Genomic DNA, 24,782 nt, shown 5'->3' on the forward strand with positions numbered 1-24,782 from the left:
TGCTCTTACTCTTACCTTCTTTGCAGAAGTCCATCATATATTATATGCTCTCGCTTGGGGAGTCAAAAGTCAGAATTCAGAGAACTCTAAATTTTGGCTTTTGACTCCTGATTTATATAAAGTCAAAGGTGCAAAATTTACTAGAGGTAGCAATGGCGCGTAAACGGTTAATTATCGAGATGGGGATGGGAATCGATCAACATGGACAAGATCCTACAGTAGCAGCATCTAGGGCTGTACGGAATGCGATCGCTCACAATGCTTTACCTGGTGTTTGGGAAGTTGCAGGTTTAAGTCACCCCAATGAAATGATTATAGAGGTTCAGGTAGCAGTACCATACCCAGAACAAGTTAGGGAAGAAGAAGTACTAGCTGTACTGCCATTTGGTCGGAAAACCCTCACCCTAGAATCTGGGGGGATGGTAGTTCAAGGGCGGGCAATTCCCGAACTCAACGATAAAAATGACGAAATGTTGATTGCGATCGCAGCTGTAACAGTTCTGATTGAAAATGAGTAGCTGAGGTTGCGTTGCATAAATGCGAGGTTTGGGTGTCACCTGCCCACCCTACTTAAATCGTTATACTAACTGTGGGAGGCTGTGAATCTTACTAGCCAGCTTCCATAGTTGTGTTTTTTTATAGCTTGCTGCACTATGTCCTTGATCAAAACCCCGCTAATTGGTTTAAAAGCTGACTCATTTCGTCATCCATTAGACCTGGAAGCTACCAGAACGCTCAAGCAGATACCAGGCATAGATATGTTGGTGCGAAATTGGCTCGGGCCAATGGCAGAGCAGGTTTTCTATGTAGAAAATATTGCCTCCAGTATTCTGGTGGGTGAAAAGCAACTGCCCGATTTATACAAACTGTTGTTAGATGCCTGTAAAATTCTGGATATAGAGCCTCCCCAGTTGTACGTCCGGCAACATCCGGCTCCCAACGCCTATACTTTTGCTATGCGGGGTAAACAGCCATTTGTTGTCCTACACACATCCCTGATTGATATCCTCACACCAGAAGAAATACAGGCAGTAATTGCCCACGAGTTGGGGCATCTCAAGTGTGACCATAGCGTTTACTTGACTCCTGTAAATTTATTAATATTAGCTGCGGCGATTGTGCCCAACGTCGGAACCTTTGTTGCTCAAGCGATACAGACACAGCTTTTAGAATGGGTACGCTGTGCTGAGTTTACCTGCGATCGCGCCGCATTACTAGCAACCCAAGACCCCAAAGTTGTCATGTCAGTGTTGATGAAGTTGGCGGGTGGTTCCCCTACCTTAGCGCCACAATTGAATCTCGATGCCTTTGTTGCTCAAGTCCGCGCTTACGATGATATTAGCAAGACCGAACTAGGCGAAATGGTCAAAGTCGCCCGCACAGCCCAATTAACCCATCCAGTGCCAGTGCTACGAGCGCAAGAAATTGACCGATGGGCAAGCAGCACAGAATATCAAATGCTATTACACAGTCACGGACTTAAGTATACCAACGAAGTTACACCCAAAGGCGGGTGGCGCAACTGGTAGAGTTATAAATAAAAAAAGACTCAAGTACTTATTGTCGGGTGGACGTCTCGCCATTGGTGTCAACTTAAGCGCAAACCTTTTAAAACCTCGTTTCCAGCAAGAAGGCTGGAAATGTACTTCAATTGCGGCTCTGCCGCCAGTCTTGAGGCGGCGCCCCCCCATTAGGCATTTCCAGTTTCCGACTCTTGACGAGACAATCTCTAAAAGATAGTTATAGACTGGCTTTTACGTTAATTTGACACCAATGGCGTCTCGCACGCCCTACAAGATTGGATAAATGTATTTCTCAATATTATGAATGCGATGTCAGACGACAAGCCGCTTCTCTACGAGACGCTCCGAGAATACATCTACATACTCATGTAAAATATTGATACAGCTAAATAATCAGCTAATGACCAGGTTTCCCTACGACCAGTTTGCAAAAGACTATCTTAAAGAATTGTTACAGCCATTGGGAGAAGTGGAAACAAGTCGGAAAGTTCCGGCCCAAATCCGAGAAATTGATGTTTATTTTGTCCCTTCACCGCAATCTCCAAGCGATACAATAGAATTAGGACTGTTAGGAAAATTTGCGGCTGAACCTGCATTAATTGAACCATTTAGAAATGCGGCGACAATTGCGGAGATCCGCAGTTGCATAAATAAGTTGTTTGATATCTTTGCTGAAGTAAAACGTCAAGCTAAAGGTGAGAAAAATCGGCTTGCAGAATCAGAATTACCACGTTTGTGGATTTTGTCACCCACAGCTTCTGAATCCATATTGGATGGTTTTAGAACTAACCTAGATGAAGAAAATTGGGGAATAGGAGTACATTTTTTAGGCGATTATTTGAGAACAGTAATTGTGTCAATTCACCAATTACCATGTAGGGAAGAAACATTATGGTTGAGAATTTTAGGTAAGGGAAGAGTCCAGCAAAAAGCTATAGATGAACTAGAAGCACTTTCCCAAAATAATCCATTACGTTCAAAAGCAATTGATTTATTATTGAGTTTAAAGACTACCTTAGAATTCAATCAAAATATAGACGAGGAGGATAGAGATTTAATTATGCGTTTATCACCTATTTACGAGCAAAAATTAGCAGAAGCTAAACAAGAAGGAATCCAAGAAGGAATCCAAGAAGGAATCCAAGAAGGAATTCAAGAAGGAATCCAAGAAGGAATCCAAGCAGAACGTCGTAATGTTATAGAGAATTTGTTGCGAGTTCGCTTTGGTTCTTTAGATGCAGAAATTAGAGTAATTGTTGAAGCTTTATTGGCATTATCTCCAGAGGAATTTACTCCTTTATTATTGCAACTATCCAGGGAAGAATTATTAGATAGGTTCCTTTAGAATAACCTGACATTTAATCGTAAAACAAAGGGTTTAAGACACCTACCTCTAGAGGTAGCTCGGAGGCGGAGTGTCTCCGACTCCGCTCAGTTTCAGTCGGAGTTTAAATCCCCTTATGTAAATGCCTAAAATGTTTGAATGTGTGAATTTTGAATTGTTAATATGTCTACCTACTTATCCAACGACGATCGTTTTCAACCCATAAATCTTTTTGAGTACGAAAAATTAGCAAAAGAGCATCTGTCTCAAATGACGCTCGATTACTATAGCAGTGGTGCTTGGGACGAAATCACATTGCAGGATAATCGTGCAGCCTTTGAGCGAGTCAAGCTGCAACCTCGGATATTAGTCGATGTTAGCGATCGCAATCTAACTACCTCTATTTTAGGACAACCCCTACAACTACCTTTGCTAATTGCGCCGATGGCTTTTCAATGTCTAGCCCATCCAGACGGAGAAGTGGCCACCGCCCTAGCTGCCGCCTCAGCTGGTGTGGGCATGGTGTTAAGTACAATGGCAACAAAGAGCATTGAAGAAGTAGCGACTGCATCTGATAAATTTCTAGATTCCCTGCGATGGTTCCAGCTTTACATCCATAAAGATCGGGAATTAACTCGTGCTTTAGTAGAAAAAGCCCATAAAGCAGGCTACAAAGCACTTTGTCTGACTGTAGATGCACCTGTTCTCGGACAGCGCGAGAGAGATAGACGTAACGAGTTTGCCTTACCCCTAGACTTACATCTGGCTAATCTTGCCAGCATCTCAGGGCTAGATATTCCCTATGAAAAAGGCGAATCTGGGTTATTTACCTATTTTGCCCAACAGCTAAACCCAGCAGTAACTTGGCACGATTTAGAATGGTTACAGTCTTTATCTCCACTACCTTTAGTCATCAAAGGAATTTTACGTCCAGATGATGCTGTGCGGGCTGTGGAATATGGAGCCAAAGCAATTATTGTTTCCAATCATGGTGGCAGACAACTCGATGGTGCGATCGCTTCTTTAGATGCCCTAGCCCAAATAGTGGCCGCAGTGGATGGTAAAGTAGAAGTGCTGTTGGATGGAGGCATTCGTAGAGGCACAGACATTCTCAAAGCTCTGGCATTAGGAGCAAAAGCGGTACTGATTGGACGACCCATTTTGTGGGGACTGGCAGTAGCAGGACAAGCGGGTGTATCTCACGTTATCTCACTGCTACAAGATGAGTTAAATGTGGCAATGGCCCTTAGCGGCTGTGCAAAACTACAAGATATTGATCCTAGTTTATTAACCCTGCCACGCCTTTAAGTCTTAGAATTATCGGAGCTGATTCCAGCAAAGGTTTGAAAATTAATTTTCCCACTTGTTACAAAATCCCTCAATTAGAGTATGATAGTTAAGATTGGATATAAGGGCGGGTGGCGGAATTGGTAGACGCACCACACTCAAAATGTGGCGGCCTTACGGTCATAGGAGTTCGATTCTCCTCCTGCCCACTACCAAACAATTGATAGAGAGGTTAAAAATTTATGCGCCTGAAAAGATGGGAATCTCCCCGTAAAGAAGGCAGGAATGACAAAGGTAGAGGCGGTTCTGCTAGGAAGCGGCAACTCAAAAAGCAAAGGCAAATGTTACGGCAAAGACTCAAGGAAAGTAACAAACCAGACAACCAGAAAAACAATAAAGCAGGGAAAGATAAACTTATCTTTCCCTTATTTTTTGGGCTTTTATTTCATAAAAAAATAAATTTTAGGAATTTTTCAATATATAGACTAAATTAAATTTGTAATAAATTTCGACAGTTAAGTAAGTGGGTCAAATTAAATATAAAACCTCACCCTGCCTCCGGCTTCCCTCTCCAAAGCATCCCAGAGGGATTGAGGGTGAGGTTTGATCTTATAAGTACCTGTGCAAAATTAATTGCATACTTGCATCGCCTGAAATGCTTGTCAAAAGGTCATTCCAGATTAAATAAATGTGTAATTAATTTTGCGTTAGTACTTATTTAATTACGCCTACCTACTTATAAGAAAAAATTATTATCCTATTCTTCAAAATATACTAATTTTAATTGAACCTCTTAAGCGGATACTTACGTATCAAAATCATCAAACTAAATATCTGCTACTTTGGTTCGCCATTTAATTTTTATGTGTAGCAAATATTACGCAATTAAACACATATTTATAAAGAAATTATCGCAATTGTAATGCTTAGATGAACAAATCAAAAATTAATTATGAAGGAAGTATGAATTTTGTCCAGCAGTGTCTTAAATCCCTTGGTTAAAACGGTAAACTAGGACACAACAGCAAATAATTCTAGTATTAAGCCAAAAGTATACTAAGAAGGCAATTGCATCTCCATGTGTTAACTTCCAACGATGACACAAGCCTACAAAAAGTCAGGAGTCATCCAATCCGAATTCTTCAATATTCCGATTGGTCTAGGTAATCTATGGATTTTTTTCTTGGACACAGGAGTTATTGATGGTGGCGAGAGTGCTTCTACCTACTAAAAAAGTGCTTGATTTTCCTATTACTGCTTTACGCTTTGACGACCAAGTACAAACAATACTAAAGTGGTCGAGTCGGCGTGAGAGTAAAAGTGTATACGTAGCTAATGTACACATGCTCATTGAAGCTCATTGGAATCCAGAGTTTGCCACAGTATTACGAAATGCAGATATAGTTACTCCTGATGGCATGCCTCTGGTATGGATGATGCGAAAAATGGGAGCGGTTTATCAAGACCGTGTGGCAGGAATGGATATTTTCCTAGCATTGTGTCAGCTAACTCAAACACAAAATCTTAGTATTTTCTTTGTAGGTTCCCAAACAGAAATTCTTTCTAGGATGCGAAAAAGGTTAGAGGAGGAATTTCCGCAGATGCAGATTTCGGCGATGGAACCTCTACCTTTTCGTCCCCTGAGTGAAACTGAAGACGAAGCTTTGATTCAAAAGATTAACTCTAGTGGTGCTAGTGCCGTCTTAGTGTCTCTGGGATGTCCTAAGCAAGAAAATTGGATAGCTCAACATAAGGGTAAGATACAAGCTGTAATGATTGGGCTGGGTGGAGTTTTCCCCGTTTATGCAGGAATTCACAAGCGGGCACCCCGCATAGTTCGAGATTTAGGACTTGAATGGCTGTATCGATGGATTCAAGAACCGCGCCGACTTTGCGGCCGCTATGCTAAGACCATTCCACTATTTATCTGGCTGGCTACGAAGCAACTATTATCATCAAGTCGAATTGCAGCCGTCTTTCTTCACGAGACTGGGGATTAACAGCTTCTGAGCAATGGTTAGAACGATATTCGCGACATTAAGGAAATGTCGGGCATGAAACATTTAAAAATTCTCATCTGTGCATATGCTTGTGAACCGGGAAAGGGTTCTGAACCAGGAGTAGGCTGGAATGTTGTTAGGGAGGTAAGCAAGTATCACCAAATTTGGGTACTCACATCAAACTGCCACCGTCAAGGTCTTGAAACTGAACTAGCACGTAACCGCCTGCCCAACCTGCACGTTGTTTACTTAGATCCTCTAGGCTGGATCATAGACTGGAGTCATCAGAGGATAGGAAAGCAATGGGGGGTTTATCTTCACTATTACCTTTGGCAAATTTGGGCATATTTTATCAGTCGCTCACTCCACAAGCAGATTGGCTTTGATATCCTACATCATGTAACTTATGCGAAGTATTCAAGCCCTAGTTTAATTTCACTGCTACCAGTTCCTTTCATCTGGGGGCCAGTTGGGGGCGGGGAATCATCTCCCAAAAGTTTTTGTCAAGATTTTAGTTTCCGTGGGAAGATATATGAGGTTTTGCGAAATTTGGCTCGCTGGATAGGAGAGTGTGATCCCTTAGTTCGCCTCACTGCACAACAAAGTGTCTTAGCCCGCGCTACCACAGAAGATACAGCTAAACGTTTACGCCAAGTGGGGACAAAAAATGTCCAAGTTTATTCTCCATTAGGTTTATCTCAAGATGAAATAGCAAACCTTTCAGATTCTCTAATTCTCGACAATTCTGGAATTAGATTTATCAGCGTAGGTAGACTTTTGCACTGGAAAGGGTTTCATTTGGGATTAGCAGCATTTGCCCAAGCAAACCTACCTAATGCTGAATATTGGATTGTCGGAGAAGGATTTGAACGCAAACAGCTAGAAATATTAACTCAACATCTGAATATTAATAAACAAGTCCAGTTTTTAGGTAATCTGTCTCGTGAACATACATGGAGTAAAATACAGAACTGCCATCTGTTAGTTCATCCCAGCTTGCATGAATCTGGAGGATTAGTGTGTTTAGAGGCAATGGCAGCAGGGCGACCAGTGATTTGCCTAGATTTAGGAGGTCCCGCAGTTCAGGTTACAGAGGAAACTGGCTTTAAAATTAAGGCAAATACACCTGAGCAAGTAGTAAGTGATATTGCTAAGGCTATGACGTATTTGGCTAGTAACCCAGAGCTAAGATTATTGATGGGTCAAGCCGGACAGAAGAGGGTGAGAGAGACTTTCAGTTGGGAAAGTAAGGGGAGGCAGCTAATTCAACTCTACGAAGAAATTTCAAACCAGAATAAATCCTGCTTGAAATTGAGTTAGAGCTATGGCTCTAGCGATGATTAATGATAACGTCATAGTATATATCTTCTCAATAGCTCCTTTAGCGATACTGGTAGCATACGTAAAAAACTAATTAAATTTCATCAAAAATTGGCTGTAGTGTCACCGATTATAGAAAAACTGGCTATAGAACAGTAAAACTACTGTAAATCAGGGTGTAATTGCTTTGCATGATCTACTAGTTGGTTCTTTCCTTCGACTATTCAGAGACTTAACTGGATGAAAGTGCTGTTGATACATAACCATTATCGACTTGCAGGCGGTGAGGATGGAGTGGTGAAAGCTGAACAATCCTTACTGAAAGCAAATGGTCATCAGGTATATTTACTGGAAGTTAGTAATCATGACATTAAAAATACCTGGGATAAAGTTGCAACTGGTATTAGTGCAATTTACTCATATTCAGCAAAACAACAAGTTCGCATCAAAATTTCCCAACTCTGCCCTGATGTCGTCCATGTACATAACTTTTTTCCTCTACTCTCTCCTTCGATATATGATGCTTGTCGGGAGTATGGGCTAAGTATTGTCCAAACTCTTCACAACTATCGGCTTGCTTGTCCCAAAGCAATACCTTTTCGAGATGCAAAGGTTTGTGTTGATTGCTTTGGACAAATAGTGCCGTGGTCTAGTGTTGTACATGGCTGCTACCGCAACTCACGTCTACAAAGCTCGGTGATAGCAGCAATGAACAGCTGGCATCGGTTGCGAGGTACTTGGCAAGAACAGGTAGATGCCTATATTGTCTTTACCCAATTTCAAAAAGACAAAATGTTACAGGCTGGACTACCGGCAGAAAAGTTGTACATCAAACCTAATTTTGTGTTTGCTCCAGACTCTCGAAACCAAAATAGTGAGCATAGTGATTACTTACTTTTTGTTGGTAGATTGTCTGAAGAAAAGGGAGTTTCTGTTTTAATTGATGCCTATGTAGAGAAGAAATTATGCACACCACTAAAAATTGTGGGTGATGGTCCTTGGGGTCAAAAGTTACAGCAACAGATTAAAAATACCAGTTCCGAAAATTTCATCGAATTTTTAGGCTTTCAGGATAAGTCAACAGTGTTGACACTAATGCAGAATGCACGGTTTTTAGTATTTCCTTCCATTTGGTACGAAGGTTTTCCCTTAACTATCGCTGAAGCTTTTGCCTGCGGTCTACCTGTACTGGTGTCCAAATTAGGTAGTATGGTAGAAATTGTCGAGGATGGAGTAACTGGTTTACATTTTGAAGCCGGCAACCATAGAGATATGGCAGCTAAAATTGAATGGGCAACCACTCATCCTGAAGCGATGAGAACTATGGGCAAAAATGCTCTCCAGGTTTATGAGACTAAGTATGCTCCTGAAGCTAATTATCAGCAGTTGATGGCAATTTATCAACAAGTCATCAATAAGAAGAAATAGTCTATCCCTAGTAAAGGAATTGCGATCGCACAATTTTGTCCCTTAACCCTCTTTGATCATTATCGGATAAATTAATGTGAGTTCGACGATACAGCCAAACGTTGATTCAATAGTTCATCACTTTGTGATGAAAGAGGCTAAGTGCAAGGATTCCGACCAATCAATCTCCGGCTGTAAAAACCCATTATCTGAAATCAACTATTAAAGTACTTGACATTAACCCACGAGTAAGTGCTATATTAACTAGAGTAAAGTCGTTGGGGCGTCGCCAAGTGGTAAGGCAGCGGGTTTTGGTCTCGCCATCCCTGGGTTCGAATCCTAGCGCCCCAGTAAATCTAAAGACAGTCATAATAGCCTGTCTTTAGATTTTTTAATTATATTTTTAAGATGCGTCTCAATGCATCTAACTCTGTAAATGTTACTTATCAGGCGATTTGAGAGCTTGATCCAAAATCTGCCGAGCCTGTTCCGCTTTAGATCGCGCTTCCTGGTAGCGCACATTAGCTTGGGCAAAATTTTTGAGAACTTTAAAACCTTCTTTAAGTCGAGTAATTTCCTCTTCTGTCACCGACTCGTCGGTGAACAGAACATCAACCGCTTTGCGAATTTCCAACGCTTCAGATCGTGACTCTTGAACTTTCAACTTGAGCGTGGCCAGATTACTCAAAACCTGGACAGCTTGTGTAATGGTATCCTCACCGCTAGCAGGATCAATAGTTGGCTCTTTAACCTCAATTAATTGTTGAGGTCCAAATCCTTCTTCCAGTTCCGTGGGTAGCTTACCTGCATCCATCAGTTCCATCAGCTGATCCATTGCTTTATCACGGGCTTTAGCTGAATCTTTTCCAGAAACAGTAAGGATAATTTCTGGGCTTTGAGCGAGAGTGTACTGAACCATATTTGAGCCGAAAATTTGCTGGTTAACCAAGCTGAAGCAAATAATTATAACATGTTGCGTGTCAGGTAATTTGTCGATTTGCCAACTTCATGTGATTTATATATTTAATGATTTCATGCTTCAATCCTGCCCCTAGCAAGTCGCTCAAAATAAAACTTTATACTTAAGAAAAGGGAAATAAGTTTCAACAGGAGAGGAGAGCAATGGCTCCCAGTCCCACCATCATGCAAGCCGTGGAACAACTGGGCTACCGTGTCACCGTTGGTGATGTGGCAACTCAGGCAGGATTGAACGTCGCTGAAGCTAATCAAAGCTTGTTAGCCCTGGCATCTGATGCTGGGGGACATTTGCAGGTAGCGGATTCAGGTGATATAGTTTACCTTTTTCCACAAAATTTTCGAGCAATTTTGCGTAATAAATACTTCCGGTTACGATTGCAGGAATGGTGGAAAAAGGTCTGGAGTGTTCTGTTTTACCTGATTCGCATTTCTTTTGGAATTTTCTTAACTGTTTCCATCGTCCTGATAACTGTTACCATCTACATTATCATTACCTATGCCAACTCAGACCGGAACGGCAACAATCGGGGCAGTAATTTCGGTGGTGGGTTCTTCTATTTTCCAAATTTATTCTGGTATCTTAGCCCAAATTATGACGCCCACAACCAGGAACGGCGACGTGAAAGGCGCCAAGAAAGCAATCTGAATTTCTTTGAAGCTGTGTTTTCGTTTTTATTTGGCGATGGGAATCCTAACGCCAATTTAGAAGAACGTCGGTGGCAAGAAATTGCTACGGTGATTCGGAGTAACCGTGGTGCAGTGGTAGCGGAACAAATTGCCCCATATTTGGATGACATTGGCGAGGGATATACAAGAGAGTATGAAGATTATATGCTGCCCGTTCTGACGCGATTTAATGGGCAACCGGGGGTAAGTCCTGAAGGGCAAATTGTTTATTACTTCCCAGAGTTGCAGGTGAGTGCAACTAAAAAGCGCCGTCATGCAATATCAGATCACTTGGAGGAATTTCCCTGGCGTTTTAGTGCCGCAAGTTCCGGACAAATTATGCTGAGTGCTGGGTTGGGTGTATTAAATTTTGTTGGTGCCTTAGTACTGGGAAGTTTGTTGAGAGATGGCACTATTGCCGTCAAATTAGGTGGACTGGTAGCTTTTGTGCAAGGAATTTATTGGCTGCTATTGGCTTACGGAGCAGGTTTCTTAGCCATACCGTTATTGCGTTATTTCTGGATTCGGTGGCGTAATCGCAAAATAGGCGATCGCAACCGCGATCGCCTTTCCAGAGCAAGACTATTGGTAAGTCCTGATGCACCTTTGCAACAAAAAATCGACTATGCTCAACAATTTGCAACAGAAAAAGTCATTGGCAACGAAGATTTAGTGTATTCTAGCGAAACTGACTTACTCGACCAGGAAGTTGAGCGTTCTGCACAAATTGACGCTGAATGGCAACGGCGGTTAGACCAGTCATAAATAATTCGCTCACTCAAAATTTAGAATAATTAGAAGGTAACAAAAATGGGTGGGCATCTTGCTCACCCAACTGAGTTTTTGAGGAAGTGCGATCGCTTGACTTTTAAGACAGTCGTTACAGCCTATAACTGAGCGCTAGATGACGATGTTACTACCAACTACCAGATTTTTAGTCTTATATCTGGGGTTTTAATTCTTATTTTTCTGAAAAGCTCGATGTCTGCGCCCATTTTCAAACAGGGGTTTTCGCAACGGTACTACCTCAGCTTCACTACTCTCGCGTGCTACCCGAATCAGCAACCCAGCAGATATTAAGCTGGCAATCATGGAATTACCACCATAACTAAACATGGGCAAAGGTAAGCCCGTAGTTGGTAAAGAACCTGTAGCAACACCGATGTGGAGCAATGATTGTCCTACCATCAAAATCGTCACGCCGATCGCTACCAATCGATGTACTGTATTTTTAGCCTTCAGCGCCACGATTAATCCGAGAGTGGCGAATGTCGCTAAAAGTGCTAATAACACCATACTGCCAACAAAGCCAAACTCTTCAGCGAACACAGCAAAAATAAAATCGGTGTCCTGAATTGGTAAATAAAACAGCTTTTGTTGAGAAAGCCCATATCCAGCTCCCCAAGTTCTACCAGAACCCACGGCTAGTAGACTTTGCACTAACTGGTAGCCATCTCCTGTAGCATCCGCCCACGGATTGAGGAATGACATTACCCGCTTACGCTGATACTCTTTAATACTAATACTGAGTATTGCCAACATCACTCCACCAATTGCTGTTCCTCCCAGATATTTGTAAGATAATCCAGATGCGAGAGCAATTAGCCAGATAGTCATGCCGCAAAGTGCTGTTGTACTCAAGTTAGGCTGGGCAAGAATTCCTAAAAGTACCAGAGCGAAAATACCCAACCAAGCCAAGCGAACCCGCCAACTGATTCGTTCCCACTGACCAAAAAGCCGCGCACTTTGCAGCACCAAAAAGGGTTTAATCAATTCTGAAGGTTGAATCGGAATTGGCCCGATCGCAATCCAACGCGCTGCATCAAAAGCTTTTTTTCCCAATCCTGGGATCAGTGTGACAAAAATTAATGCCAAAAACAGCAACAAAAACCAATGGGATAATCCCAAAATTTTCTGCAACGGCAAATTAACAATAATATTGAATCCGATTAAGGAAACTAACACCCAAAGCAGTTGACGCTTAAAGTAGTACAACCCATCGTGTTGACGGGCATCAGCGACGGGATAAGATGCGGAAAATAGCATGATCAAGCCGACGAACAGCCAAATCAACGTTAACCAGCGCAACAACCGCGCTTCTAATGCCCAGTTGGAGGCGGAAATATCAAAAATTGGAATCAGGCGGCGTAGATTCACGATCAGTACAGGTAAAAAGTTAGAAATTAGGAGTTAGTAATAAAACTCATAAATCATAACTTATAACTTATAACTCTTAAGTAGCTTTGACAACGATACATTTGATAATGGTCAACTTTAATACACTCAGCTAGCAACTATTAATCTAATTCTCAGTCGCCTTGACTGGGGTTGTTCTAGCGATCGCTAGTTGATACAAAGGATATTTTTCTCAGACCACTACCAAATTTGACAACACAATACTTTTTGCTTTCCTTGATTTAACTTTTGACAAACTGAAAAATTTTTAATTTATCATGCATCCAGAAAGTTTCTCATAAAAAGCCCAGATAAAGTTTCAGTAATATTACGGTAGTAGCTTCACTTTCTTGGGGCTATGGTTAATTGAACTTATTTCAAAAGCTTGCGTGAATATGACGAAGAACAGCAAAACCACTACAAACACAATTGTGCGTAAATCTACTCGCCCAGCATTAGTAGGTGAGTTTCACATTCATATAGATGCTCAAACGCTTTCAACTCCTTTTGAAAAATTTCTGATCGAGACTCAGAACTTTTGGAATTCCGATTTCTCAGGTCATCCCGAAGGACTTGCTCATCGTCCTCCAAAAAAGCACTTGACAATGAAAACTAAATATGGGTCACAACTTCGAGAAAACTTTGCTAGTATTCTCCGCTACTTAGAGGATAATTCTGAAGCTATAGAAGGGTACATTGAGGCGGAATATATCCCCGTTGACGTAGAAATTGAGGAAAAATCTTTCAATCCAGAAATCGAAATTCCTTTTAAGCTTAAGTTGGCATCTTTAGCACCTGGAACATTTCGTCAAGATGAGCTCCACATCAGTTTATCGCGGCAGCAGTCAGACCCAAGATTAATTAATTCCTTGCGAGATATGGGATTCTACTCAGTCTATATGGAAAAATTATTTGGGGAAGTAGAAATCTTTACTGCCCAAGGAACACGCAAAATGATTCGTCAGCTTTTGCCAGAGGTTATTATATATCTAACAGCTGTGGGGGGTGCGGTACAGTGCAGCGTTAAAGAAGAAAGAATTATTCGCTGGTGGATGAGTTCACCAGAACTTCTACTACCTTCTGTTATCAACACTGTTGAGAGTTAATTAGCTCTGTTTGATCACTGTAGTGGGAGTAATATTTAGAGTAGCTCCTATAAAATGCCAGCTAATCTAAAACCTTTGCTGCAATAAACTTTTAGACTCTTCCGAAGGGCTTGATAGAACACCTAACCGTAGTAGCGCTACGTAGAATTCAAAATTAAGAAAGCTTACCAAATAAAGTTTTCACTCATTTTAAATGGTTGCTTTATTTGCGCCCTGCTGTACGGGTTAGAGTACAAGAATGAAGGCTACTTCCTTTGATTTATATAAGTGTAGCAGAATTCTTTACTCTAAAAGCCAGAATCTTGTGAAGAGTCAACCCAATCTCATCTGTCGATTTATCCCATTACAAATTCGTTCAAACAGGATATCAGACATCCTGCGTCGTTTGAGTTTGAGAAATAAAATTATTGGCGGCTATGCTGTAGCTCTGAGCATTGCTCTAGGAGGAACGATCGCTGGATTGACTCTTGGCAATTACTACCAGCAACAAGCGAGTACCAGTCAAGATAGTGCTAATCAACAAGGTGATCTGTTGGGTGACTTGCAAGTAGCCATGCTTCGGACTCTACCTACCAGAGAGTTTGTACCTTTACTCAAAAAGCCGAAAGAGTTTGAGCAACACAAGTCGGAATTGTCTGAGCGAGCAGAACAAATTAAGCAGCTGATCAACGAACTCCAGCGATCACCACAAACCACAGCTACAAAAAACTTGGATCGTTTGTTGTCCAAAGATTATCAGGCGGCGGAAAAATTCTACCAACAGCTTGAAGTCGTGCTCAACCAGATAAAGCCGCAGATGTTACAACCACAATCAAGTGGTGCAGCTAAGAAACAAATCACAGACTTTACAAGTGGCCCCGAATTTGGTGCAATTGTTAGCTCTGCTTACGATCTCACAACTTTTATTAAAAGCGCTGGAGAGCAAGAGAATAAAGCAAAGGATGCCTTGACAGAAGCAGAGGACTTGCGAAACCAGATTATTGCTATCGGTATGGTACTCTCAGTCTTGTTCGCTGCTGTCTTAGCCTTCTCTACCAGTCGAGCGATCGCCCGGCCGATTGAAGCTGTGACTCAGGTTGCTCAACTTGTTAGTTCTTCATCAGATTTTACTTTGCGAGTTCCGGTCACCACATCAGATGAAATCGGTCTATTGTCAATATCCTTCAATAACCTCATACAAACGATCGCAACTTACATTCAAAAACTTTCACAAAAGAATCGGAAACTAGAGCAAGCAGAAGAGGCGTTACGAATAGCACATGATCAGCTAGAAACTCGTGTCAGAGAACGAACAGCAGAACTAGCGAAAATAAATCAGGAATTGCTAATTGAAGTTACAGAGCGTAAGCGAGCAGAATCACAACTGCTACATTTGGCATCTCACGATGCATTAACGGGGTTGCCAAACCGCACTTTATTTATGAATAGCCTCAGAAATGCGATCGATTATTCAAAGCGGCATTCAGATTATTTATTTGCCGTGCTGTTTCTAGATTTAGATCGCTTCAAATTTATCAACGACAGCTTGGGACACACATTTGGTGACCAAGTACTGCTGACTATTGCTCAAAGGCTAAAGGAATGCCTACGCTCTATAACTGATATGCATATTCAGGTAATGGCACACTTGCAGTTGGAGACGGCTCTGCGACGAGCTATTGAACGTCAGGAGTTTCGGATTCATTATCAACCAATTGTGTCACTCACTACCGGAAGGATAACTGGTTTTGAAGCACTGGTGCGGTGGCAGCATCCAGAACGGGGTATTATTTTTCCAGAAGATTTCCTGCCAACTGCTCAAGAAACTGGGCTGAGTATTTTAATTGATGAGTGGGTGATGCGTGAAGCATGCCGCCAGACACAGCAGTGGCAAGACCGATTCCCTCCAAAATCAGGGAAGTTGGGTGAGCAAGCCTTGACCATTAGCGTCAATCTTTGTAGTTCTTGGTTCAGTCAACAAAAGCCACTGCTGCATATCAATCAAGTCTTACAGGAGACTAGTTTAGATATACAGAGTTTGAAATTGGAGATCACAGAAAGCGTAATTATGGAAAACGGCGAGAATGTCACCACCACGTTAAATCTACTCAGAAATTTAGGAGTTAAGTTGGCAATTGATGACTTTGGTACAGGCTATTCTTCATTAGGTCGCCTTCACCACTTTCCGATTCATGAGTTGAAGATTGACCGCTCCTTTGTTAGTGGAAGCAGTGTTGGTGAAGGAAATTTAGATATTGTTGAGACAATTGTCACCCTGTCTAAAAAAATAGGTGTAACTGTGACAGCAGAAGGCTTGGAAACGGCAGAACAACTAGCACTCCTGAGAGCAATGAAATGTGAAAATGGCCAGGGAAACTTTTTCTCGAAGCCCTTGGACGGTTCGACAGCAGAAGCTTTAATCGTGGCTAATCATCAGTGGTGATTATGGCAATTTTTTACACAGTTGCAGACAACGACTTCAACTAACAACAAATCTTATTCTGATGCTATTTACTTAACATAACTCAATGACTTAATCCGATTAATTGCTTGGCTTTTAGGAGATATGATGATGCAAGGATTGTTAACAGAATCACCAGTGAGCGATCGCATTTTCTAACTTTCAAAAATCCAAGCAACAAAAAAGAGGTCTTTTTCGACCTCTTACCAATTCCCTAAAATAATCTTCTATTTACAGAATTACAACAAGCCAGTATTAGCACCTTGCTTACCAGTTACCAGCTGCACCTTGATGATTTTGCCGCCTGCTTTTTGAATGCGTTGCTGTTCGCGGAACCAGTTCTCATAGGGAACTAGCTTAGTGAAGTAAGTATTTTGCAGTTCGCGTTGGGTACGAATTCGGGTTTGGCTGGGAACTAGAGCAGTAATTTTAAACAAACGTGACATATTTTGAAAATCTCCTGTATACTTTGTGAAAACTTTTTTTATCTCAAAATCTTGAGTGCAAATCTTTTAATCATTCAAAGGCTGGAAATCAGACATCAATATTAGACCACCAACACTCATCACTGATAATTTACCAAGATAAGCAATATAACGTTCTAACACTCACGGTTGATTTCCAGACCTTAATAAAGCCGCACCTAAATTCTTAAGCGCAAACTAGCTCTTAGCTTAAGCCAGAGGAGATATAGTCTAAGTAAACGCCCATTTCCTTACCGGCGTCAGAACCAACCAAGCTAGCGGTTACTTCCTTGATTGCTTGGATAGCTTGCACGGTAGCACCAACGGGAACTCCTAAAGAGTTGTAGGTTTCCTTCAAGCCATTTAATACACGCTCATCCAGAATGGAAGGATCGCCAGCTAACATAGCGTAGGTAGCATAACGAAGGTAGTAGTCCAAATCACGGATGCAAGCAGCATAGCGGCGGGTGGTGTACATGTTACCGCCGGGACGGGTGATGTCAGAGTATAGCAAAGATTTTGCTACAGCTTCTTTGACGATCGCAGCAGCGTTAGCGCTGATGGTGCTAGCAGCACGTACCCGCAGTTCGCCAGTTGCGAAGTAGCCTTTTAGCTTCTCTAAAGCAGAAGAGTCTAAGTATTTACCTTGAACGTCTGCGGAGTTAATGACAGCGGTAATTGCGTCTTGAGCCATGTTGTTAATTCCTTATTTCCAACCGTATTGCAATACTTCTGTTTCAGTAGGTAAACAGCTTTACCTTATCCTAGAAGGGCACCAACTAGGTAGTCGAAGTAGCTACCAGCTTCACTAGCGTCATCACCAGATAGCAATGTACCAGAGACATTCTTCAGCCCACGGATACCTTCAGCAACACCATCGATAGGAGTTCCCAAGGACTTGTACAGTTCACGGGCACCGATAACACCAATTTCTTCGATGGGGGTAACATCACCAGCAACGATACCGTAGGTAACGAGGCGCAGGTAGTAATCGAGGTCACGCAGACAAGTAGCGGTCAATTCTTGACCGTAGGCGTTACCACCAGGAGACACAACATCAGGACGCTTTTGGAACAGTTGATCGCCAGCTTGTTTAACAAGCCGTTCACGATTTTCTGACAAAATTTGAGCAATCCGCACACGGCGCTCACCACTTGCAACGAAGGATTTGATCCGATCTAACTCACCAGGGCTGAGATAGCGGGCTTCTGCATCAGCATTCACGATAGCTTTCGTGACAATACTCATTAATGGATTCCTCCAATACGAATGAAACCAGGATTTGATTAAACTGGCGCGACTTTAAATTTGGTTTACTGAGTTTGTTTTCTCGTTCTTTTAGACACAACAGTTTCATAACTGCTACGGCTAATAAATTACGAGTTTGCTTGAGTCAACATAAGTACACAAGCTTTTAAACTCAATTACCTTCCGCAAAACATTTTCCGGCATTCTGTTGAGCATTTATGACTGCTCTTAACACTTTGTAATATTGCTTTTCAGAATTTACTGTTTTAACTGCAATCTGAGAGCAATATTACGAAAGGTTACGAATAGGCATTGGGCATTGGGCATTGGGCATTGGGAAGAAAGTTAAGTCCTTAGTCCCCAATACCCAATTCCTACTCCGCACTCCCTACTCCGCACTCCCTACTCCCCACTCCCCACTTCCTACTCCAGACTCCCTAATCAACCCCTACACTGCCGAGTTAGTTACCTGCTGGCAGAGACGGGAAGCGGTTGTAAGGCACAACATCTTCACCGAAGTAGCGGCTATATTCTGGGCTTTCGACTATAGCTTCTACAGCAGCCGACAAACCACTATCGGCTAGCAGCTGGTTATACTGGTAAATTTCTGACTGAGTTGCGGGTGTACGCCCCAACAAGTGACGGAAGAGGAACTCAATCACCTTGGCATGAGGATAAGGTGACAAGAAGCGCTGGCGATAGATTTCGGAACTGGCTAGTTCACGCACAAACTCGCGGACGGAAATTTCCCCATTTTGGAGTTTGCTGTCTAGGTCAGTACGGCGGAAATTATCAGGCACTTCACCACTAAATACATCCAACACTTGACAGTAAATAGCGTTGATTGTTTGTAGTGTTTCAGTTTGGTTTGTGCTTTCCGTCAGACGGTAAATGCGTGCATTTTTACGCACACTTAGTTCTACAGCTTGTCCGCTACCATCGTTGTAGGAACGACCCAGTTCAGCAAAGGAGGGCTTGTTCTGGTTTATACCATTTGTTCTCGCTGCTATATCTGCGATCGCCTGGGTCAAAAGTGGTGTATCGCTAGCTCCTACGCGGGCTTGTACTGGCTTAAAGCTAGGTACAACTACGTCATCATTTTGCTTCGTAAGCTGGTTATAAAGCTTCTCCGTATTCGGGAAGTTTGCCGCAGGTAGGGTCGGGAAGCGACGGTAAGGTACCGTATCTTCACCAAACACCTGGTTATATTCCACACTATCTACCAAAGCACCAATAAAGGCACGAATACCTTGAGTAGCCAAAATCTGGTTATACTTGCGGATTTCTGCTTGGTCTAGTGGCGCACGTCCTAAGAAGTGTTTGGTTCCCAACTCAATTACTTTGGTGTTGGGGTAAGGTGTGTAGAACTCTTTCAGGTAGAGGTTAGAGTAACCCAAACCTTCAATAAATTCCTTCACACTAATTTCGCCATTCCCTAGCTTGCTTTCCCATTTTGTAAATTCGTTTTTGGCGATGTAGGGTGCAATATCCCGCTCAAAAATTTGACGATACGCAGCGCTAATCAAAGTTTGGACTGCAACTTTGTCACTGATATTCGCCACCAACTTGAAGATTTTGGTTTGTTCGCGTTGCTTGCTGACGCCTTGGTTAATGCGGAACTGAATATCTGGTTCTGACCGGTTTTCTGTCACTGTACCCAGTGTCACAAAGCTCGGCGTTACTTCCTTCTGGACTTTCGCGGCAACATCATCACGAATGCTACCAACGCGCAATTGTCGCCCTGATACACCACCAGGAGTCAGATACCGTTCGTAAGGAATTGTATCTTCACCAAATGCTTCGTTGTATTCTACGCTGTTAATAATCGCATCAACTACCGCGTAAAAGCCTTGTTTAGCGGCGATGTCGAAGTACTTGTTGATTTCTTGACGACCATAGGTCGGACGACCCAACAAGCGGCGGTGAATATACTCGATCGCTTTACAAACATATAGCGATGTCCAGTAGAGATTGCGGAATACATCCGACTTAGCCAAACCACGGATAAACTCCCGCACGGAGATGTCGCCGTTTTCCAGCTTGATTTCCAATACCTTCGGACGCTGACCTTCGTAAAGATCACGACCAAAAACTTGCAGGTAAGCAGCTCTAATCACTGCTTGCGTGGAGCTTTCAGAGTATTTGACGCTGGAATTTTTGGCAGCCTTTTTACCTCTAGTACCAGGCAGTTGATCTAACTTAAACACCTTGGGACCAAGAGTACCAGGAGCTTCACCCCGCGCCTTGGGATTACTATTTTGGTTATTAATCCCTGCCCCTTGGTGAATCAGGATTCGTTTAGTATCCTTACCAAAAGGAGCCGGACTCGTGCTGGGGTTGCGAGTTTCTTTCGGGAAAATCGCCCCAAACTGAATTTCCAAGGGGTCATTACCAGAACCATAAGGATGTTGATCTGGTAGGGGTTGCTCGTAAGCAGCAAATGTGGTGATGAACTGAGGTATCTTGCGGAAAGGCGCACTGTAGTTAAACAGGTCTTGCTGCGGTCCCCAGTTGCGACATTCTTGTGCTTCTTGACCCAGACCCCGAAGATAGGGTACCGTTTCCTCGCCAAAATAGTCGCCGTATTCAGCAGAATCTACTAAGGCATCTACCAAGGCCGGTAGACCACCGTTAGAAATAATCGAAAAGTATTTTTGTACTTCTTCACGGCTACTTGGCCCCCGTCCCAAAATGTGACGGAAAGCTAGTTCGATGACTCGGCTGTTAATAAAAGGCTGGTAAAACTGTTTTTGGTAAAGGGGAGATTTAGTTAGACGACGGACAAACTCTTTCACAGAGATGTCGCCATTTTTCACCTTGGATTCTAGGTCAGATATAGACAAGCTATAAGCACGGGTAATGTCGCGCTCAAAGATTTGCCGATATGCAGCTTTGATTACCTCATTTTTTTCGCTAGCTGATAACCCAGTCTTCATCACAAACTTGGGACGCCGTTCTGCCGCATTAAAGTAAATTTGGGGCAGTTGCAACCCTTGCTGGTCGCTAGAAGGGCGTTGGCGAACTTTATTTGAAGGTGTGGCTGCTTTGAATTCTGTTAACAAAACATCCATGTACTGAGACACAATCTCTGTAGCCTCAGCATCGTTGCGGAAAAACGAAAGTGACCCGGCTTTGATTTCCTGCAAAGCTACCAGCGTTGCTTCACCAGAGCAGGCATTTTCAATTATTTCCCGCAAACCCCGTGTATTCACCGCTATGATGTTGGGGTCGCCAGCAACGATCGCATAAGTAGCGTAGCGCAAGAACCAGGATAAATCCCGCAAGCTCTTGGCCATGTTGCTCGGACCATAACGAGCAATGTTAATTGGTCTGAAACCTGCGGGTGTCGGGCCACTGGGGGATGAGTTAAATATTGAGCGTAAATTTTCTAGGAACCCACCACGACTTTCAACGTAGGTTACGGTTCCCAGTTGCATCCCTTGTTGAACATTAGCACCACCACCAGCAGTTACTAGTTCTGCTTCTCTAGGCTTTTCTAAAAAAGCCATTGGCGAACCACCGACAAAAATCCGGTTGGCAGCGCGAGATACGATAATCTCGGCATTTTCCGTCAGCGTCTGGGAAATTTCTAGACGCTTTGCACCAGATGCAAAATAGCTTGCCAGTTCATTTAGTTCACCATTTCCCAAAAAGCGGTCTTGCTGCTCCGCTTGGGTAATTGTAGCTACTGCTAGGGTTTGATATAGTTGCGGACGCGCAACTGAGCTTCCACCACTCGCCTTAACACTCATCGGATTTGTAAAACTCCCATCATAAGCGTTTATGTTTTAAGTCTGGATTGTTTTGAGGCTTGACACATCGTTGTGTCTATGCTTTATGAGCTTGAGAGTATTGCCTGCAAAACTGCCAGTAAATTAACCCAGTTAGCTTTTAGATTAGAACGTTTTGCGTTCTCAAGGCTGGTTTATTAAGAAGTATGTAGAACCTGGCTCTTGAATGTATCCAGTCTTAAGAATGGGTACTATTCTTTGGCTGAGACAAAATATAAGTTTTGTAACTAATTATCGGTAGACAGTGGACAGCCGACGATTATTGCAACTGGTACAAAATCTCTGTTGAAACCAAATTGACTTTAGCAACGTCAGTGGACAGTAGTCATTATGGGATGTTAAGTTATTTTTGCTACCACTAACTTTATCTTAATAAATAACGCCATTGGGGAAATAATTGTCAACTTGTGTTGGTTTTAGCTTTAGCTATTAGCATTATTTAACAGGAAAATACTATGCTCAAAAGTTCTAAATTTAACTATTTATTCAATGCTACCCTGTCGGCGATCGCAGTTATTTTGGCTGTCAGTCCTGTAAATGCGCTTCCAGAACAAAACATCAGCACCGTTGTTAAGTGGGCAAAAACCAGACCTCAACTACCAACTCTGAGATACAACAGGGAAGCCCACGGCTACGAGGGTACAAAGGGAAAATTATATTTTTATGCTGATGTCACTTCTCAAAATGGGACAGTGACTAAAGAAGGAATAACCGTTAGTGGTGACTCAAGCCTGAAATTCACCACAAAAAATGCCAAAGCAGTGAAATTGTTAGAAAATATTTATAATTCTAACATTGCCAATGACTTCCAGAAGTCTCGATATATCACCAAAATTGGACGTGACCAGTTTTATCGCGGGGAAAAGTTTGCTTACATAGCTGCTGCGGTGCAGGATGGGTCATCATTTCAGATAATTCCCTTGAATAAGTTGCAGGGATTTATAGATAATGCCAAATATTGCCAAACGAATCAATGCGACATTTAATTAACCCTGTTTTGAAATTTGACATTTTATGCTGAATGGTTCACGTAAATTTCTCGGCTTGATTCCTGGTTTCGTAGTAGCTAGCAGTAGCAGCATACTTTTGAGTTTCAATACCCAAAAAATATTGTTAATGCTCGTTCGCTTTTGTGAGTTGTGACTGGGAGGACGGGAGCTAGTTTGAATCCGCGAATGTGAACCTGTTAAAAAGTATATTAATATCAGGATTTAAGCTCGACCATCTACACAAGCGATCCATTTTCCCTCATCGATGAAATGAACGTCGATGTGGTGCATACCAGTACTATTCCAACCAGAATTACTCGGTTTCAACACGAAATTTTGTTCAATTGGTCTTTCTTGATAACTTGTAGTCGTTAACTCGGTAATCTCAAATGCTCTTACCTGAGTACCATAAGCTGGCTGACAGTCTTGGGCAAAACGAAAAATCTGATCGTTCATCACCAAAACTCTACCGCCTGGTCTAGCTATGTGTGCATTGTTACTGACAATTGGACTCTTTGGGTGTTCTAACCAAGAACCGAGCAAATCCTCTGCATAGTAAAGACGCAGGGTGTCATGTTTGTGATCAGGATTAGTTTCAGCAAACATCCACCATTTGTCAGCGTAACGGAAAATAGAGGAATCTAGAAAGAACCCATCATTAATGAGATTGCCAACGAAACCCCATTCTGTGGGAAAATTTGATGCTTTGTAAAGTCGGATTGAGTTTGCTTGATAACTTTCTGGAATCAAGTAATATTCATTATTCCATTCAAAAACGTATGGATAAGATAAGTGAAATGGTTCGGCAATTACAATCTGTTCATATTTCCAATTAGTTCCATCTTCACTCGTTGCAAGTCCAATTTCCCCTCGACGTGTACCGTTATTTAAAACCTCAAAAAACATAAACCAGGTTTGACCAACTTTAATCATAAAAGGGTCTGCAACAAATGCGGCTCTAACATCAGATACATCTTGGTGAGTCAATACTGGATTTTTGACATTTGCAGGTGCAGTTAAATTAAAAGGAGAATCACCAACATAAATTCCAATAGACCACATATTTCTATTAATTAAGCTAGTGATTAATAGTAGTTGATTAGCTATAGTTTTAGGAAGGCTATTAACCAATTTATAGTACGGCTTTCTAATTATTTTTTTTAGTAATTTCATTGTAAATGATAATTTGAAGAAGAATTCAGCTATTCTGAATTCAGGAGTCAGAATCAATCAGTCGGGGATTCAGACCCGCGACTGTCTTATTGACCACCAAATTTAAAATTTGGTGGGGGTCTTAAACCCATTTATTCATCCGCTCTTTCGGTCAGAATACCCAACTGAATTCTGACTCCTGACTCCTGAATTCTGTTCGGATAAACAACAAGGAAGTTTTGTTAGAGAAGAAACTAAAAAGGCGATTTGAATCAAAAACCGTAAACATGGTTTGCGAAAAAACCATTCTCAAGAAAAGTTGCGTTTTTACTTCAAACGCAAACAAGGACAGTTAACCTTAGTTTTAATTGCTTTACTGAAAAGCAACTTGCCTTCTGCTTCATAAATTGGCTTTTGTCTGATGGCAATTAAAGCTGAGAGTCCAAAAATAGAGGCAGTCACCGCAGCTATGACTAGCCACCGCCTTTTCATAATCAGTGAGCATTGTTGCAAATCTAGGGAGTTTTGGTCTTCTTGGTTAGAGGGCATGGAATATATTGCGAATATCTGAAATACTTACTAATTTTGCTTCACAATCTTGGTAGTCCAAAATAGTTATTTGGACATACTTAGGTTTAATTATTTACAAAATTAAGCATATAAAAAATACCAGACCTATCTGTAATTTTTTCAGATGGCTTTCATTTTTGTTACATATTTTCAGTTGTTATCCCACAAAAATCATCTAAATTTCAAGACATTTCAATATTATTTATCGAAAGTTTAAATTACTCTAATACCAAATCTATGTCAATATTACTGTATCTTCACCAATTACAATCCTTGACATGAAGTTGATAACAGTATTTTATCAATTACAATCCTTGACATTAAGTTGATAGCACTATTTTG

General features: G+C 41.9%; 20 protein-coding genes, 2 tRNA genes and 1 pseudogene. 15 read left to right on the forward strand and 8 right to left on the reverse strand.

All coding sequences use genetic code 11. The annotated features are described in order from the left end of the window. Positions 1-152 precede the first annotated feature (152 nt). The 11 genes from V7K31_RS15605 to V7K31_RS15655 all read left to right on the forward strand — a co-directional run bounded on the left by V7K31_RS15605 (position 153) and on the right by V7K31_RS15655 (position 9,212). On the forward strand, positions 153-518 hold the full coding sequence (locus V7K31_RS15605) for a Lin0512 family protein (protein WP_335095246.1): 366 nt from the start codon (positions 153-155) through the stop codon (positions 516-518). Positions 519-653: 135 nt separating this feature from the next. Continuing rightward, on the forward strand, positions 654-1,529 hold the full coding sequence (locus tag V7K31_RS15610) for a M48 family metallopeptidase (protein ID WP_335095215.1): 876 nt from the start codon (positions 654-656) through the stop codon (positions 1,527-1,529). 394 nt (positions 1,530-1,923) lie between these two features. Beyond that, positions 1,924-2,868: a hypothetical protein gene (locus V7K31_RS15615; protein ID WP_335095216.1), complete on the forward strand. Its 945-nt coding sequence runs from the start codon at positions 1,924-1,926 to the stop codon at positions 2,866-2,868. A gap of 162 nt (positions 2,869-3,030) precedes the next feature. Continuing rightward, positions 3,031-4,155, forward strand: a complete 1,125-nt coding sequence (locus V7K31_RS15620; protein WP_335095217.1) for an alpha-hydroxy acid oxidase — start codon at positions 3,031-3,033, stop codon at positions 4,153-4,155. A gap of 104 nt (positions 4,156-4,259) precedes the next feature. Then, positions 4,260-4,343 (forward strand) — tRNA-Leu (locus V7K31_RS15625). Positions 4,344-4,376: 33 nt separating this feature from the next. Next, complete coding sequence (locus V7K31_RS15630; RefSeq protein WP_335095218.1) at positions 4,377-4,628, forward strand: hypothetical protein; 252 nt, start codon at positions 4,377-4,379, stop codon at positions 4,626-4,628. A gap of 602 nt (positions 4,629-5,230) precedes the next feature. Further along, positions 5,231-5,365, forward strand: coding sequence for a hypothetical protein (locus V7K31_RS15635; protein ID WP_335095219.1), 135 nt, complete (start codon positions 5,231-5,233; stop codon positions 5,363-5,365). Continuing rightward, on the forward strand, positions 5,337-6,134 hold the full coding sequence (locus tag V7K31_RS15640; protein ID WP_335095220.1) for a WecB/TagA/CpsF family glycosyltransferase: 798 nt from the start codon (positions 5,337-5,339) through the stop codon (positions 6,132-6,134). Before V7K31_RS15635 ends, V7K31_RS15640 begins: the two co-directional genes overlap by 29 nt. A gap of 54 nt (positions 6,135-6,188) precedes the next feature. After that, entirely contained in the window at positions 6,189-7,454 is a 1,266-nt protein-coding gene (locus tag V7K31_RS15645) for a glycosyltransferase family 4 protein (protein ID WP_335095221.1), read from the forward strand. Between the two features lie 240 nt (positions 7,455-7,694). After that, the gene (locus V7K31_RS15650; RefSeq protein WP_335095222.1) at positions 7,695-8,882 is read left to right on the forward strand and encodes a glycosyltransferase family 4 protein; all 1,188 of its coding nucleotides are present in this window, start codon (positions 7,695-7,697) and stop codon (positions 8,880-8,882) included. A gap of 258 nt (positions 8,883-9,140) precedes the next feature. Then, positions 9,141-9,212: transfer RNA gene (locus tag V7K31_RS15655), tRNA-Gln, on the forward strand. An 88-nt stretch (positions 9,213-9,300) separates the two neighbouring features. Here the strand turns inward: V7K31_RS15655 and V7K31_RS15660 are convergent. After that, positions 9,301-9,780 (reverse strand): hypothetical protein, encoded by a 480-nt coding sequence (locus tag V7K31_RS15660; RefSeq protein WP_334826610.1) that lies wholly within the window; start codon positions 9,778-9,780, stop codon positions 9,301-9,303. Between the two features lie 203 nt (positions 9,781-9,983). On the opposite strand from V7K31_RS15660, the gene V7K31_RS15665 reads away from it, so the two are divergent. Next, positions 9,984-11,270 carry a hypothetical protein gene (locus V7K31_RS15665; RefSeq protein ID WP_335095223.1) on the forward strand — a complete coding sequence of 429 codons (1,287 nt, stop codon included), beginning with the start codon at positions 9,984-9,986 and terminating at the stop codon, positions 11,268-11,270. Between the two features lie 189 nt (positions 11,271-11,459). On the opposite strand, the gene V7K31_RS15670 is transcribed toward V7K31_RS15665, so the two are convergent. Next, positions 11,460-12,662, reverse strand: coding sequence for an FtsW/RodA/SpoVE family cell cycle protein (locus tag V7K31_RS15670; RefSeq protein ID WP_335095224.1), 1,203 nt, complete (start codon positions 12,660-12,662; stop codon positions 11,460-11,462). Positions 12,663-13,075: 413 nt separating this feature from the next. On the opposite strand from V7K31_RS15670, the gene V7K31_RS15675 reads away from it, so the two are divergent. Both V7K31_RS15675 and V7K31_RS15680 read left to right on the forward strand, forming a co-directional pair. Then, positions 13,076-13,786 (forward strand): hypothetical protein, encoded by a 711-nt coding sequence (locus V7K31_RS15675; protein ID WP_335095225.1) that lies wholly within the window; start codon positions 13,076-13,078, stop codon positions 13,784-13,786. Between the two features lie 304 nt (positions 13,787-14,090). Further along, positions 14,091-16,208: an EAL domain-containing protein gene (locus tag V7K31_RS15680; RefSeq protein ID WP_335095226.1), complete on the forward strand. Its 2,118-nt coding sequence runs from the start codon at positions 14,091-14,093 to the stop codon at positions 16,206-16,208. A 257-nt stretch (positions 16,209-16,465) separates the two neighbouring features. Here the strand turns inward: V7K31_RS15680 and V7K31_RS15685 are convergent, their stop codons facing one another. The 4 genes and pseudogenes from V7K31_RS15685 to V7K31_RS15700 all read right to left on the reverse strand — a co-directional run. Then, on the reverse strand, positions 16,466-16,672 hold the full coding sequence (locus V7K31_RS15685; RefSeq protein WP_335095227.1) for a phycobilisome linker polypeptide: 207 nt from the start codon (positions 16,670-16,672) through the stop codon (positions 16,466-16,468). A gap of 223 nt (positions 16,673-16,895) precedes the next feature. Next, positions 16,896-17,384, reverse strand: a complete 489-nt coding sequence (apcB, locus tag V7K31_RS15690) for an allophycocyanin subunit beta (protein ID WP_069068902.1) — start codon at positions 17,382-17,384, stop codon at positions 16,896-16,898. Between the two features lie 65 nt (positions 17,385-17,449). Then, on the reverse strand, positions 17,450-17,938 hold the full coding sequence (gene apcA, locus V7K31_RS15695; protein ID WP_335095228.1) for an allophycocyanin subunit alpha: 489 nt from the start codon (positions 17,936-17,938) through the stop codon (positions 17,450-17,452). 464 nt (positions 17,939-18,402) lie between these two features. Next, a pseudogene (locus V7K31_RS15700) lies at positions 18,403-21,690 on the reverse strand (phycobilisome rod-core linker polypeptide); the annotation flags it as partial. Between the two features lie 494 nt (positions 21,691-22,184). On the opposite strand from V7K31_RS15700, the gene V7K31_RS15705 reads away from it, so the two are divergent. After that, positions 22,185-22,715 (forward strand): hypothetical protein, encoded by a 531-nt coding sequence (locus V7K31_RS15705; RefSeq protein ID WP_335095229.1) that lies wholly within the window; start codon positions 22,185-22,187, stop codon positions 22,713-22,715. A 225-nt stretch (positions 22,716-22,940) separates the two neighbouring features. Here V7K31_RS15705 and V7K31_RS15710 read toward each other — a convergent pair whose 3' ends face one another. Together V7K31_RS15710 and V7K31_RS15715 are read right to left on the reverse strand one after the other, a co-directional pair. Further along, a complete protein-coding gene (locus tag V7K31_RS15710) occupies positions 22,941-23,780 on the reverse strand; it encodes a glucosamine inositolphosphorylceramide transferase family protein (protein ID WP_335095230.1) in 840 nt (279 codons plus the stop codon). Positions 23,781-24,197: 417 nt separating this feature from the next. After that, positions 24,198-24,419, reverse strand: coding sequence for a hypothetical protein (locus V7K31_RS15715; RefSeq protein ID WP_335095231.1), 222 nt, complete (start codon positions 24,417-24,419; stop codon positions 24,198-24,200). Positions 24,420-24,782 lie beyond the last annotated feature (363 nt).

The organism is Nostoc sp. (assembly GCF_036917675.1).
Classification (GTDB): domain Bacteria; phylum Cyanobacteriota; class Cyanobacteriia; order Cyanobacteriales; family Nostocaceae; genus Nostoc.

Coding starts and splice junctions, on each gene's coding strand:
- V7K31_RS15645 (WP_335095221.1), top strand. CDS start 6,189: ATGAAACATTTAAAAATTCTCATCTGTGCATATGCTTGTGAACCGGGA.
- V7K31_RS15610 (WP_335095215.1), top strand. CDS start 654: ATGTCCTTGATCAAAACCCCGCTAATTGGTTTAAAAGCTGACTCATTT.
- V7K31_RS15615 (WP_335095216.1), top strand. CDS start 1,924: ATGACCAGGTTTCCCTACGACCAGTTTGCAAAAGACTATCTTAAAGAA.
- V7K31_RS15665 (WP_335095223.1), top strand. CDS start 9,984: ATGGCTCCCAGTCCCACCATCATGCAAGCCGTGGAACAACTGGGCTAC.
- V7K31_RS15620 (WP_335095217.1), top strand. CDS start 3,031: ATGTCTACCTACTTATCCAACGACGATCGTTTTCAACCCATAAATCTT.
- V7K31_RS15650 (WP_335095222.1), top strand. CDS start 7,695: ATGAAAGTGCTGTTGATACATAACCATTATCGACTTGCAGGCGGTGAG.
- V7K31_RS15660 (WP_334826610.1), bottom strand. CDS start 9,780: ATGGTTCAGTACACTCTCGCTCAAAGCCCAGAAATTATCCTTACTGTT.
- V7K31_RS15715 (WP_335095231.1), bottom strand. CDS start 24,419: ATGCCCTCTAACCAAGAAGACCAAAACTCCCTAGATTTGCAACAATGC.
- V7K31_RS15675 (WP_335095225.1), top strand. CDS start 13,076: ATGACGAAGAACAGCAAAACCACTACAAACACAATTGTGCGTAAATCT.
- V7K31_RS15640 (WP_335095220.1), top strand. CDS start 5,337: ATGGTGGCGAGAGTGCTTCTACCTACTAAAAAAGTGCTTGATTTTCCT.
- apcA (WP_335095228.1), bottom strand. CDS start 17,938: ATGAGTATTGTCACGAAAGCTATCGTGAATGCTGATGCAGAAGCCCGC.
- V7K31_RS15630 (WP_335095218.1), top strand. CDS start 4,377: ATGCGCCTGAAAAGATGGGAATCTCCCCGTAAAGAAGGCAGGAATGAC.
- V7K31_RS15710 (WP_335095230.1), bottom strand. CDS start 23,780: ATGTGGTCTATTGGAATTTATGTTGGTGATTCTCCTTTTAATTTAACT.
- V7K31_RS15685 (WP_335095227.1), bottom strand. CDS start 16,672: ATGTCACGTTTGTTTAAAATTACTGCTCTAGTTCCCAGCCAAACCCGA.
- V7K31_RS15635 (WP_335095219.1), top strand. CDS start 5,231: ATGACACAAGCCTACAAAAAGTCAGGAGTCATCCAATCCGAATTCTTC.
- V7K31_RS15605 (WP_335095246.1), top strand. CDS start 153: ATGGCGCGTAAACGGTTAATTATCGAGATGGGGATGGGAATCGATCAA.
- V7K31_RS15705 (WP_335095229.1), top strand. CDS start 22,185: ATGCTCAAAAGTTCTAAATTTAACTATTTATTCAATGCTACCCTGTCG.
- apcB (WP_069068902.1), bottom strand. CDS start 17,384: ATGGCTCAAGACGCAATTACCGCTGTCATTAACTCCGCAGACGTTCAA.